At 47.9% G+C, this 13,254-nt stretch carries 11 protein-coding genes and 4 tRNA genes; 4 read left to right on the forward strand and 11 right to left on the reverse strand.

Annotated features, from left to right (window positions below):
* Positions 1-8 precede the first annotated feature (8 nt).
* From ruvA to G464_RS0101600, 10 genes are all read right to left on the reverse strand, one after another.
* Positions 9-650 carry a Holliday junction branch migration protein RuvA gene (ruvA, locus tag G464_RS0101555; protein WP_022856468.1) on the reverse strand — a complete coding sequence of 214 codons (642 nt, stop codon included), beginning with the start codon at positions 648-650 and terminating at the stop codon, positions 9-11.
* 57 nt (positions 651-707) lie between these two features.
* The gene (ruvC, locus tag G464_RS0101560) at positions 708-1,289 is read right to left on the reverse strand and encodes a crossover junction endodeoxyribonuclease RuvC (RefSeq protein WP_022856469.1); all 582 of its coding nucleotides are present in this window, start codon (positions 1,287-1,289) and stop codon (positions 708-710) included.
* 10 nt (positions 1,290-1,299) lie between these two features.
* Positions 1,300-2,055: a YebC/PmpR family DNA-binding transcriptional regulator gene (locus G464_RS0101565; protein WP_021618385.1), complete on the reverse strand. Its 756-nt coding sequence runs from the start codon at positions 2,053-2,055 to the stop codon at positions 1,300-1,302.
* A gap of 53 nt (positions 2,056-2,108) precedes the next feature.
* Positions 2,109-2,732: a phosphatidylinositol phosphate synthase gene (gene pgsA / locus G464_RS0101570; RefSeq protein WP_022856470.1), complete on the reverse strand. Its 624-nt coding sequence runs from the start codon at positions 2,730-2,732 to the stop codon at positions 2,109-2,111.
* A gap of 4 nt (positions 2,733-2,736) precedes the next feature.
* Complete coding sequence (locus G464_RS0101575; protein WP_021618383.1) at positions 2,737-3,318, reverse strand: HIT family protein; 582 nt, start codon at positions 3,316-3,318, stop codon at positions 2,737-2,739.
* Between the two features lie 63 nt (positions 3,319-3,381).
* Positions 3,382-5,424, reverse strand: a complete 2,043-nt coding sequence (gene thrS / locus G464_RS0101580) for a threonine--tRNA ligase (protein WP_022856471.1) — start codon at positions 5,422-5,424, stop codon at positions 3,382-3,384.
* 197 nt (positions 5,425-5,621) lie between these two features.
* Positions 5,622-5,694: transfer RNA gene (locus G464_RS0101585), tRNA-Val, on the reverse strand.
* Between the two features lie 51 nt (positions 5,695-5,745).
* A tRNA-Val gene (locus G464_RS0101590) sits at positions 5,746-5,818 on the reverse strand.
* 15 nt (positions 5,819-5,833) lie between these two features.
* Positions 5,834-5,904: transfer RNA gene (locus G464_RS0101595), tRNA-Cys, on the reverse strand.
* A 26-nt stretch (positions 5,905-5,930) separates the two neighbouring features.
* Positions 5,931-6,003 (reverse strand) — tRNA-Gly (locus G464_RS0101600).
* Positions 6,004-6,574: 571 nt separating this feature from the next.
* Here G464_RS0101600 and G464_RS08490 point away from each other — a divergent pair.
* Positions 6,575-7,525, forward strand: a complete 951-nt coding sequence (locus G464_RS08490; RefSeq protein ID WP_022856472.1) for a PAC2 family protein — start codon at positions 6,575-6,577, stop codon at positions 7,523-7,525.
* A gap of 67 nt (positions 7,526-7,592) precedes the next feature.
* Positions 7,593-8,393, forward strand: a complete 801-nt coding sequence (locus G464_RS0101610; protein WP_026472523.1) for a fructosamine kinase family protein — start codon at positions 7,593-7,595, stop codon at positions 8,391-8,393.
* 48 nt (positions 8,394-8,441) lie between these two features.
* On the opposite strand, the gene dnaJ is transcribed toward G464_RS0101610, so the two are convergent.
* The gene (gene dnaJ / locus G464_RS0101615; RefSeq protein WP_022856474.1) at positions 8,442-9,581 is read right to left on the reverse strand and encodes a molecular chaperone DnaJ; all 1,140 of its coding nucleotides are present in this window, start codon (positions 9,579-9,581) and stop codon (positions 8,442-8,444) included.
* A gap of 289 nt (positions 9,582-9,870) precedes the next feature.
* Here dnaJ and tkt point away from each other — a divergent pair, with 289 nt between their 5' ends.
* Together tkt and tal are read left to right on the forward strand one after the other, a co-directional pair.
* The gene (tkt, locus tag G464_RS0101620) at positions 9,871-11,967 is read left to right on the forward strand and encodes a transketolase (RefSeq protein WP_022856475.1); all 2,097 of its coding nucleotides are present in this window, start codon (positions 9,871-9,873) and stop codon (positions 11,965-11,967) included.
* Between the two features lie 82 nt (positions 11,968-12,049).
* Entirely contained in the window at positions 12,050-13,159 is a 1,110-nt protein-coding gene (gene tal / locus G464_RS0101625) for a transaldolase (protein ID WP_022856476.1), read from the forward strand.
* The last annotated feature ends 95 nt before the right edge of the window (positions 13,160-13,254 follow it).

Consider the following 13,254-nt stretch of genomic DNA (forward strand, 5'->3'; position numbering starts at 1 on the left):
ATCAGACATTAACGTCCCCTATCTAAACGAGTTAAAGCTTCACGCAAGACGACTGGAACTTGAGAAGTATGTAACGGAATTTCTAATCCTAAATCAGTCATAGTTTGCTCAACAGTTGCTGCAGCATCTTTAAGCTGCCAGCCTAAGGATACTAAGCCTTGAACCACTTGGCGTGCGCCTTCATCGCTTGTAGATGCACCATGAGGAGCTGGTTGCGCGGAATCAGAAGATGAATCAGAGACTAAGGAGTCAAGATTGACCGACCCACTTAGTTCCACAATAATTTTCTGTGCGCCCTTCTTGCCAAGTCCAGGAGCTTTAGTCAGTGCAGTAACATCGTTATTGCGAATGGCTTTAATAAGATCTTCGGTTGTTAACGTCGATAAGATAGCCATGGCTACACGCGGTCCAATGCCATTAACCTTAGTAAGCTGAGCAAAAAAGTCTTGCGTTGCTTTATGCAAAAAACCATACAGGGCTATAGCATCTTGAGAAACCGTCATGGTAGTAAGAACATAAACTTCTCTACCTGCACGCAGTTGGCTTAAATCTTTACCCGACATGCGCACGCTGTACCCTACTCCCGCTACTTCAATAATCGCGGAATCGGCGTAGACGCCAGCAACTTCACCGCGCAAACTCGCAATCATAGCCACCACCTCAACAGGATTAAAAGTTAGAACATTTGTTCGAAAAGTATATCTAGCTTACATGTCTCGGCGGACACCACGGCCAAATCGTGCCTTGCGTTGAGCGTCTGCCCATTGCTTTTGTGCGGCAGTGAGATGCTGCTCACGCTCTCCGCCTTCAATAGCTCCCGCTGGACGCAGAGCATGGCACATAGCTAAGGCTAAAGCATCGGCTGCATCAGGAGGATTAACAATGGAATTTAATCCCAAAATTTTAGTAACCATGCGTTGCATCTGAGGCTTATCAGCCTGCCCATTACCAGTAATGGCAAGTTTTGCCTCAGTTGGCGTGTGCAATGCTACAGGAATACGCCGTTGAGCTGCTGCTACCATAGCTAAACCAGCTGCTTGAGCTGTGCCGAGCACAGTAGCACGGTTCTCTTGAGCGAAAACTCGTTCAATGGAGACAACATCGGGAGCAAACTCGTCGAGCTTAGCGCTCAAACCGTTAAAAATCGTGAGCAAACGCGCATCCTGAGGAGTATTTGGCTGCGTACGAATAACGTCTACATGAATAAAAGAAAGCCGGCGCGAATGGCCGGCTTCTATAACACCGACTCCGCAGCGAGTAAGCCCGGGGTCAACGCCTAAAATAATCACTCAGTAATCTCTACTCTTCGTCCAGCTGAGCCATCACTTCGTCAGAAGCGGTCCAGTTAGCGAAAATATCCTGAACATCGTCGAGCTCATCCAAGGCATCGATCAAACGGTTCACCTTAGAAGCGGCCTCGAAATCGAGTTCGACTTCGTTCAAAGGAATAAGAGTAGATTCTGCAGAATCGTAGTCGAAACCTGCATCCTGAATAGCCTTACGCACAGCTACAACATCGCTTGGGGCGGTGGTAATAGTGAAGACATCGTCTTCTTCTACCACATCGTCTGCACCTGCTTCGGCAGCAACTTCGAAGAGCTTATCGAAATCAACGCCGTCAGCTGGAACAACAATCTGCCCCTTACGCTCGAAGTTGAAGGATACAGAACCGTTTTCTGCCAAGGAACCGCCATTCTTAGACAGTGTAGAACGCACGTCTGCAGCTGCACGGTTACGGTTATCGGTTAGGCAGTTAATAATAAGGCCGATGCCGCCAGGAGCGTAACCTTCGTAAGTAATCTCCTCGTAGTTTGCGCCACCTGCTTCTTCACCAGAACCGCGCTTAACTGCGCGAGTAATGTTATCTGCTGGAAGAGAGTTCTTCTTAGCCTTGGTAATAGCATCGTAGAGCGCTGGGTTACCATCAGGATCTCCACCACCGTTACGTGCTGCGATTTCAATGTTCTTTACGAGCTTTGCGAAGAGCTTACCACGCTTTGCGTCAATAGCGGCCTTCTTGTGCTTGGTGGTAGCCCACTTGGAATGTCCTGACATGACTCTCCTCGTAATATACGTACGAATAAACCGTGTTTATTTTATGCACCCCTTCAGACAGAGTGCACTGATTGCTTGTAGACCGTAGCTATGCGCTGAAAAACTGTGATTATTCCCAGTACGGTGAGCAGCAGCATTGCCAGCGCGAGCACAGCCACGGGAGCCCCCAGACCGCGTAGAGCCAGCGCAATAAGGATGATGGTGATACGATCTGCACGCGTAGCAATACCGTTTTTCGCTTCGAAGCCGACCGCTTCTGCTCGAGCGCGCGCGTAGGGCGTTACAAAAGACGTGAGCATAGCTGTTAACGCGCTGATTATTCCGATGATGGTCCACGCATTATCGATAGGCGTGTGCAGCGCGAAATACAAGATGACTGCGAGCAAGAGCACCCAGTCTGCAATACGGTCGAGAGTTGAATCGAGGAACGCCCCGAAAGCAGTACTGCCACCGCTGAGAGCTGCCACCGATCCATCGAGCGAATCGAACAGTACGAGAACAGTAAGCACGGCCGCGCCAGCAAACAGATAGCCGCTCATTCCCGTGCAGATAGCTACCACGATGGTGAGCACGGAACCGGCTACCGTAACTGCGTTTGCGCTAATATGGGCGCGCACTAAGGCAGCTGCGAGTGGCTCAATGATTTTCTTGAGCGGTGAGCGCAGATTTTCGAGCATGATTTTACAGTCCGAACTCAGGAGCGATACGAGCGGCTTCTGCTGCGTAGGCGGCACGCTGATTCTCTAAAAGAATAGGTATGGTGCGCGTTTGCGCAACAATAGGCATAAAGTTTGAATCGCCATTCCATCGAGGTACGAGATGCTGATGCAAGTGGGTAGCCACTCCTGCTCCCCCAGCTTCTCCTTGATTTACGCCAATATTAAAACCGTCAGGATGAGACACATTGGTCATAACCTGCATAGCCATTTGAGTAGCTTTTTCGAATTCGAAAAGAACTGCATCGCTGTGCACATCGGTGAGCAAAGCCACATGCTCGTTTGGGCACACCATAACGTGGCCACTATTGTACGGATACAGATTCATAATAATAAACACGTTTTTACCGCGCCATACAATAAGACCGTCTTCGTCACTCTTTGTCTGTGCTTCACAGAATGGGCATGGTTTTGGCTGCTTTGGCTTGTCTGTTTGTGGCTTGGAATCGCGCAAAACATAGCTCATGCGCTGTGGAGTCCACAAGCGTTCGTAATGATCTTCCTGCGGTGGAAAATTCTGAGGGTCATCAATCTGTACATCTGTCATACTTGCTGACTTTACGCATACGAAAAGACCTTGCCACAAAGACAAGGTCTTTTCGAGGTTTATTTACTCAGCGTGAGCGTCGGTATGAGCTGTGAAGTCATCCACAGAATTAATCAGCGCGTGCGAATCAATCGCCTGATTAATCCACTCAACTGCAGTATCGACTGCAATACCGTTGAGCTGACTACCGTCGCGGAAGCGGAAAGATACAGCGTTATTGTTCATATCTTCCTCGCCCACAATCAAAATGAACGGAACCTTCGACTTCGATGCGTTACGGATCTTCTTACCGAAGCGATCGTTCGAGGAATCAACCTCGCTGCGCACCATCGTCTTATCAAGCTTGCTCATAATCGAGTTGACATGATCCAAGCAGTTCTCTGCTACAGGCACCCCCAAAACCTGTACTGGAGCAATCCAAGCAGGGAAAGCGCCAGAATAATGTTCAAGCAAAATAGCAAAGAAGCGTTCAATCGAACCAAACAGAGCACGGTGAATCATTACAGGACGCTGACGCGTGCCATCGGCTGCAATATATTCCAAATCAAAACGCTCAGGAAGATTGAAATCAAGCTGAATCGTGGAGACCTGCCAGGTGCGACCCAATGCATCGCGTGCCTGAACGGAAATCTTAGGACCATAGAAAGCAGCGCCTGCAGGATCGTCTACAAGCTCCAAACCAGATTCTTTAGCAACAGAAGCGAGCGTGTTCGTTGCTTCTTCCCAGATTTCATCGGAACCCACATACTTGTGCTCGTCTTTAGTAGACAGCTCCAAGTAGAAGTCATTCAAACCAAAATCGCGCAGAAGATTCAAAACGAACTCAAGCAGGCTCTTGAGCTCATCACGCATCTGTTCGCGAGTGCAGTAAATATGGGAATCATCCTGAGTTAAACCGCGCACACGAGTTAAACCATGTACAACGCCTGACTTCTCATAACGGTAAACCGTGCCGAACTCAAACAAACGCAAAGGCAGTTCGCGATAAGAGCGCTGACGAGACTTGAAAATGAGGTTATGCATTGGGCAGTTCATTGGCTTCAAATAGTAATCGAAGCCTGCCTTAGTAATATTGCCGTCCTCATCGCGCTCCTCGTCCAAATGCATTGGAGGATACATTCCATCCTTATACCACTGCAAATGACCGGAAGTTTCATACAAACCACCCTTGGTAATATGAGGTGTCTGTACGAAGGAGTAGCCGCTGGTTTCATGCAGCTTGCTGGAGTAATCCTTCATAGCATTAATAATGGCGGCGCCTTTCGGATGGAATACTGCTAAACCAGAGCCAATTTCATCTGGGAAGGAGAACAAATCCATCTCCGCACCCAGCTTGCGATGATCGCGCTTAGCAGCCTCTTCTAAACGAGTCATATAAGCTTTAAGCTCATCCTTGGAAGGCCAAGCGGTACCGTAAATACGCTGAAGCATTGGGTTGTGCTCATTACCGCGCCAATATGCTGCAGCTGCGCGCTGAACTTTGAATGCTTTAATAAAGCGAGTATTAGGCAGATGAGGACCGTGGCACAAGTCCTTCCATACAACGTTACCATCTCGATCCACGTTATCGTAGAAACTTAATTCACCCTGGGATACTTCGATAGCTTCTTCAGCGCTAATCTGATCTTCTGCAGCACCAATAAGCTCTAACTTATATGGTTGGTCAGCTTCTTCTGCACGTGCTTCTTCTTCAGTTACTACGCGACGTACAAAACGCTGAGAGGACTTAATAATGCGCTGCATGCGCTTTTCAATGTCTTTTAACTCGTCTGGAGTAAAAGGCTCGTCCACATCGAAATCGTAGTAGAAACCATCTTTAATAACAGGACCAATACCAAGCTTGGCGTTTGGACGCACTTCTTGCACTGCCTGAGCCATAACGTGAGTGGCTGAGTGACGCATAATAGCAAGACCATCTTCGCTGTCGATGGCAATAGATTCGACTACATCTCCCTCATGCAAAGGAGTGTAAAGATCGCGAGGATTACCATTAATGCGAACAGCAATAATATCTTTATTATCTGCAAAAAGCTCAACACCAGTGATGTTTGGCTCGATTTCATGAGAATCACCATTAAGGGTGATATGAAGAGAAGCTGCTGACACAGTTCGTTCCTTTTCATCTTGAGGTCCGCGTTACAGGTGCAGACCGCCTATATGTTCATAGCAAGCTTAGAAGTACGAGAGGACGTTGGGAATGAGGTGTGGCGTAGCTCGGAAATACTCTGGGAATCAAGGAAACTGTGAGAGAAAAAGAAAAACGGAAAATAAAAGAAAGAATAAGAGAGTACTCAAATTAAGAGTGGGCGATACAGGATTCGAACCTGTGACCCCTTCCGTGTGAAGGAAGTGCGCTAGCCCCTGCGCCAATCGCCCAAGTATACTTACATATTCATTTATACGCTTTTATTGACTAGCTTTAGCCTGTGGGCGATACAGGATTTGAACCTGTGACCTCTTCCGTGTCAGGGAAGCGCGCTAGCCCCTGCGCCAATCGCCCAGTCTAATAAAAGAGAGGTGAGTACGAGAGTCGAACTCGTCTATACGGCTTTGCAGGCCGCTGCCTAACCGCTTGGCTAACTCACCGTAAGAGGTCAACTCGACTGACCACGAGCGGACAACGGGACTCGAACCCGCGGTCTCGACCTTGGCAAGGTCGCGCTTTACCAACTAAGCTATGTCCGCAATGTGCTGTGCAAGTTGCTGAGCACGAGATATAACTATAACGATGTGGCTATGGTTGGTCAAGTATCGGCGTGTTGCTATACGTTGTGCAAGTTTTCATTCATTTTACCTCAAAAGGATTGGGAGTCTTCAGATATATACAATGGAATTTTCGCGGTTCTTGGGGGTTTTATTGCGATCTTGTTTAGTTTCGTGCCTGCGTTTGGTTAGGTTTTATTCTTCGGATTCTTGAAGTAAGTAGTGCGCTTGGACGGTTGGTTCATGAATCGTGACTTGGTTAGCGCTCCATGATTCCACGCTCGGATGAGGATTCCAATCACTCTCAACGATGGACGTGAACGTTGTTGGCGTTCGGCGCTAGCAACTTCTATGTACTCATGGGAGAGAATTGAGAACCTTTTTCGGGCGCACGCATTGTCAGCGTTGCGCGCTCACAACTTCCACGCTCCTAAAACCAATAAAACCTACGCAACCCACTAATCTCCATGAGTCACTTTAGCCCTTGGCTCAAAAAATATGCCGGCGGCGAGAACAATATTTCTTATATCCATTCTTCTCGTATGCTAGTTTTATGACAGATTTTAGAGAGAATTTTGAGCCTGAAGCTTTTGATGCTTTTTCTGATCAGTTTGGTGAAGAACCGCGCAAACACCGTACTGTATTAATCAGTGCTTTCGAAGGGTGGAATGACGCTGGGTTAGCAGCAACGCAGGCTTTGCATTTTCTTTTACGCGCTTATTCTCAATCAGCACATGAGGTCGATCATATCTGTTGTGGCAGCTTCTACGACTATACAGATAATCGTCCAGTCATCGTAAGCGTTGAAGGTAAGCGTAAAATTTTATGGCCAGAAACGAGCTTCACGCAAATCGATATTAATCCTGAACTAAGCCTTATTATTCAGATTGCTCCAGAACCTAATTTTAAGTGGACTGAATATTGTCAGCGCACTCTCCGTATTGCTGATGAAAATGAAGTAGATGAAGTCATAACAGTCAGTGCTATATATGGCGATTGCACGCATCGCCGGCCATTGCCTATGGTTTTCCACAATGCAGCCGATAACACTGCCACTCCCCAATCGTATAACGGTCCTATAGGTATTCCTACCGTTCTCAGCTATGAAACAGTAGACAGTGGTTTTATCTCTCACTCAATGTATGTGTCCGTGCCATCTTATGCCCCGTATGTGGACAATCAAGAAAAACCTAATCCTTTGGCTATGTGGAACGTTATCGATGCCTTATCTGACTATCTGGATGTATATCTTAAAGATGACGGCTTGCCAGAGCAAGTTAAGCAGTGGCGCAAGAAAGCAAATGCATTAGCAAGGACGAATCCTGATATTGCTGAGTATATGAAAACCGTTGAGTCCTACAGAGATAATCAGGAACGACTCGATTATATTACCTCCGAAGCTGCGGAAAATATGATTGATGACGCTGAGAAATTCTTACGAGATTTTGGATGGGATAAAACAGACGATGCGCCCGATATGCCGGGTTCGCCACATCTACGTTAGTTTCTTTGTTTACCTGTGCATTAGAATGAGAGCATATACCGCTTGGAAGGAGCGTCTCATGGCACAGATGGCAATTCATAGAAAATCTCGTTCCTTTGCCCCAGAAGGTTTCTTTGAGTGTGAAGCAAAAGGGCTGCTCTGGCTCAAGGAAGCTGAAAAAGTGGGAGGATCGCGTGTTGTTCAGGTGCATGATTGGGCAAGTGATTATTTAGATATTGAGCGTATCTCCCCTGCCAGCGCTACGCCAGATGCAGCATATCAATTTGGGCGAAGTCTCGCTCGCATGCATGATTATGGCGCAGAAACTTTTGGAGCTGCTCCTGCAGATTATGAGGGAACATGTTATTTTGGTCCGCTCCAAGATCCTGTTGCCATGGATACAGGCGATTGGGATAATGCTGTGGATTATTACGCTCAGGGTCGTTTGATTCCTATGGTTGATTTAGGTTTACACCGAGGACTTTTGACTGCTGCAGACGCTGATTTAACGCAGGAAGTATGTGACGCTTTGCCAGAACTTATGGGAGCCGCTGCCTCAGATAAGCCGGCACGCATTCACGGTGATTTGTGGAGTGGCAATGTAATGTGGACGCGATCTGCTGATGATGAGGTAGAAGCTGTGCTCATTGACCCTGCTGCCCATGGAGGACATCGAGAAGAGGACTTATCTATGCTGTCTTTGTTCGGCATGAGTTTTATGAGCGATATTATGCGCGGGTATGAAAGCGTTCATCCACTGAAAAAAGGGTTCGACGAGCGTAGAACTTTGTGGCAGCTCTACCCTATTGCTGGACATTGCGTGTTCTTTGGTGGTGGTTATGTGAGCCAGTATCGATCGATGTGCAGGCAACTGCTAGCACAACGCTAAAAGTTAAGGGCTGGATACGTCGTATCCAGCCCTTATTACTTGTGCAACTTAAGCGAAGGTTTCGCGTAACTTTTCGAAGAAGCCCTTGCCCTTCTTCATTGTTTTTGACTTCTGCTCAGGCTTGTCACTGAGTTGAGACTCCTTATTAAGCTCTTCAAAATCAGAAATGAGTTTCTTTTCCTGATTACTGAGCTTCTTAGGAATAGTCACGTCCAAATGAACAACAAGGTTTCCTCGCTCGGTACGATTCAAACGAGTAACGCCCAAATCATTGAGAGTAAGAGTGTCGTCCGGCTGTGAACCTGCTGGAATAGAAATCTCACGTTCACCGTCAAAAGTTTCAATCTGCGTGGTATGACCTAACACAGCCCATGTCATAGGAATGCGAATCCAACAATGCAAATCATTGCCATCGCGGGTAAATGTATCGTGGGCGCGTACTGTAATATCCACATACAAATCACCAGCTGGGCCGCCACCTTCGCCTACTTCTCCTTGGCTTCCCAAGCGCAAACGCGTGCCATCTTGTACGCCGGCTGGAACAGATACAGAAATAGTGCGTTGTTTCTTTACTCGACCATGCCCCAAACAAGATGCGCATGGATTTTCGATAATAGTGCCAAACCCTTCGCAACGCTCGCATGGCTGAGATGACATCATTTGACCTAACATAGTGCGTACCACGCGCTGAACCGAGCCGGAACCATGACAATCTGGGCATGTAACTGGTGCGCTACCATCAGCACTACCTGCTCCTGAACAAGCATCACATACGCTGTATAGCGTAGCTTTAAGTGACTCAGTTCCGCCAAAAACAGCGGTCTTCAAGTCAATAGTCATACTTGCTAAGGAATCGCGACCTGGCTGTGTACGCGAAATTGGTCCGGACTGACCGCCAAAAGCGCTGCCAAAGAAAGAATTAAAGATATCTCCAAAATCTCCTGCAGCAGCACCATAAGCACCTGCTCCTCCACCAGGAGAAAGTGGATCAACCCCTTGATCATACATGGAACGCTTATCTGGGTCCGACAGTACTTCGTATGCAGTATTGACTTCTTTAAACTTGTCTTCAAACTCAGGTCCTGCTAAATCAGGATGATACTTGCGGCTTAATTTGCGATATGCCTTCTTAATCTCATCATCTGTTGCATTGCGTGAAAGACCAAGAGTCTCGTAATAATCTGCCATGGTGTCCTTTGTTTACACAACTACATTTTCTATCTTTAAGAGTAAACATCGGCATGGAATAATCGCTTCTAACGAACAAAAACGCACATGCTGGTCAAGCCGAAGGCTGAACGAGCAAACTGGCTCATGCCTAACACGCTCTTTGTGCTCGCATAATTCCAAGCCATGCAAGAAAATAAAGGCGTCAAAGGTCTTTATACCCAATTACTATGAAGAACGTAAACGAGTAGCCGAACGCACTATGTTGAGCGCGAAGTTACTTCATCTATTGGAAGGAAAGTTGATCTACATGGTCGATTTCACATGGACTGAACTTGACGAGCGTGCAGTTAAGCTCGCTAAGGTTCTTTCAGCAGATGCAGTAGAAAAGGCAGGATCTGGTCACCCAGGTTCCCCAGTTTCTCTCGCACCAATTGCTTACACTCTGTACCAGCACTTCATTAAGCACGATCCAAAAGATCCTAACTGGGAAGGCCGCGACCGCTTTATCCTTTCCGGTGGTCACGCTTCTTTGACTCAGTACGTACAATTGTACTTCTCTGGTTACGACTTGACTCTTGATGACTTGAAGAAGTTCCGTACTATGGGCACTCGTACTCCTGGTCACCCAGAGTATGGTTTGACTCCTGGTATCGAAATGACCACTGGCCCATTGGGTCAAGGTTTGGCTTCTGCTGTTGGTTTTGCAATGGGTCAGCGCTTCCAGCGTAACTTGCTTGATGCAGATGCACCAGCAGGTACTTCCCCATTCGACCACAAGGTATGGGTTATCTGCGGTGAAGGTGATGTTGAGGAAGGTATTTCCGCTGAAGCAGCATCCCTCGCAGGCGGCCAGAAGCTCGGCAACCTTACCGTAATCTTCGACGCTAACCACATTCAGATTGAAGGCGATACTAACTTGACCTTCTCTGAAGATATTTTGAAGCGCTTCGAAGCTCAGGGTTGGTACACCGACGAAGTATCTTTCGTACAGCCAGACGGTTCCTACAAGGAAGATACCGAAGCTCTTGCTGCAGCTTTGCACAAGGCTGAGCAGGTAACTGATCGTCCACACTTCATTAAGGTCGACACCTTGATTGCTTGGCCAACACCAGGCAAGACCAACGACGAATCTTCTCACGGTTCTAAGCTCGGCGCTGAAGCTGTAGCTGGCTTGAAGGAGATTCTCGGCTTCGATCCAGAAGTTGCATTCCCAGCAGATGATGAAGCTCTTGCACACGCTCGCAAGGTTGCAGACCGCGGCGCTGAAGCTCACAAGGAATGGGATGAGCAGTTCAAGGCATGGCGTGAAGCAAACCCAGATAAGGCTGCTTTGTTCGATCGTATGGCTGCTGGCGAACTTCCAGCAGACTTCAACAAGGCTATTGACGAGCTCGAGGCTGGCGTTACCGCTGGTGCTTCTGTAGCAACCCGTAAGGCTTCTGGCGCAGCTTTGAATGCTATTGCAGCTGTTATGCCAGAACTGTGGGGTGGTTCTGCAGATTTGGGTGGTTCGAACAACACCACTATTAAGGGTGCTGCTTCCTTCCTTCCAGCAGAATACGCAACCAAGACTTGGCCAAACGTATCTGAAGGTGGTCGCGTGCTGCACTTCGGCGTGCGTGAGCTTGCTATGGGTGCTATTACCAATGGTATGATTCTTGGCTCCCACACTCGTCCATTCAATGGTACGTTCTTCATGTTCTCTGATTACGAGCGTCCAACTGTACGTCTCGCAGCTTTGATGAACATTCCTAACCTGTACGTATGGACTCATGATTCCGTAGCAGTTGGTGAAGATGGTCCAACCCACCAGCCAGTAGAGAACCTCGCTTCTGTGCGCGCAATTCCTAACTTGGAAGTTGTACGTCCAGCTGATGAGTTCGAAACTGCTGAAGCTTACCGTTACGCTTTCGAGCGTGATTCTAAGGCTCCAGTTGCAATGATTTTGACTCGTCAGAGCGTTCCAACTTTGGCTGAAACTATTGCTAAGGCTAAGGATGGCGTAAAGCGCGGCGCATACGTTCTCGTAGATACCGATGGCACTCCAGATGTAATCCTCATGGGTTCTGGTTCTGAAGTACAGCACGCTGTAAAGGCTGCTGAAACTTTGGCTGCTGAAGGTGTTAAGGCTCGCGTTGTATCTGTTCCATCTATGGAATGGTTCGAGCAGCAGTCTGAAGAGTACAAGGAATCTGTGCTCCCGGCAGCTGTTAAGGCACGCGTATCCGTTGAAGCAGGTCTTGCACTCTCCTGGTACAAGTACCTCGGTTCTTACGGTAAGGCTGTATCCATTGAGAGCTTCGGCCTCCAGGGTGCTGGCGACGAGAACATGGTTGCCCTCGGCATTACTGCAGAGCATGTTGTTGAAGAAGCTAAGGCTTCTATTGCAGCTGCTCGTGCATAACTAAAAGTTTCTGGGCGGTTTAACGTATTACCGCGCTAAACCGCCCTTTATAAAACACCTCCACACATAAGGAGAAAATAATATGGCACAGAATGTGCATACACAGAAGACCAGCGACTCTGGCGTTTCCATTTGGCTCGATGATTTGAGCCGTTCCCGCATTGAGTCTGGCTCTTTGCAGGATCTCATTGCTAACAAGAACGTTGTTGGCGTAACCACCAATCCTTCGATCTTCCAGAAGGCATTGGCTGAGGTTGGTCCATACGATGAGCAGCTTAAGGAACTCGGCAAGGTAGATGTAGAAACCGCTATTCGCGAGCTCACCACCACCGACGTACGTAACGCAACCGATATCTTCCGTGAGATTGCAGAAGCAACCGATTACGTAAACGGTCGCGTTTCCATCGAAGTTGATCCTCGCCTTGCACACGACACAGAGAACACTGCAAAGCAGGCTGTGGAATTGTGGGAAAAGGTTAACCGTCCAAATGCAATGATCAAGATTCCTGCAACCCTCGAAGGTTTGCCAGCAATCACTGCTACCCTTGCTAAGGGTATCTCTGTAAACGTAACCTTGATCTTCTCCATCGAGCGCTACGAGCAGGTTATCGACGCTTACATTGAAGGTATTAAGCAGGCACACGCTAACGGTCACGACCTCACCAAGATTGCTTCCGTAGCTTCCTTCTTCGTATCTCGCGTTGATTCTGCTATTGATGCTCAGCTCGAAGAGATTGGTACTGACGAAGCTAAGGCTCTCGAAGGCAAGGCTGCAGTTGCAAACGCACGCATTGCTTACGAATTGTTCGAGAACAAGTTTGCTAACGATCCAGCATGGGCAGAGCTCGAAGCTGCTGGTGCAAAGCGTCAGCGTCCATTGTGGGCTTCTACTGGTACCAAGAACCCAGCATACTCCCCTTCCAAGTATGTGGATGAACTCGTGGCAGAAGATGTTGTAAACACCATGCCAGAGAAGACCCTCAACGCTTTAGCTGAGCAGGGTAACGGCGCTCCTTCCATTAAGGGCACCTACGAAGAGTCTCATGCTGTTATGGACAAGCTTGCTGAGCTCGGCATTGACATCAAGAAGGTTACCGATAAGCTCGAGGCTGATGGCGTGGCTGCATTCATCAAGTCTTGGGATTCCGTGATTGCTGATGTTCAGGCAGGTATTGACCGCGTAAACGCATAGTTGTGATCTAGTTTCAACTATTTCTTAACTGTAATGCCCCGCTATCAAAAGGTAGCGGGGCATTTGCGTATGAGATGAAGGGCAAATAAAAATGG

The organism is Alloscardovia omnicolens DSM 21503 (genome assembly GCF_000420505.1).
GTDB lineage: Bacteria > Actinomycetota > Actinomycetes > Actinomycetales > Bifidobacteriaceae > Alloscardovia > Alloscardovia omnicolens.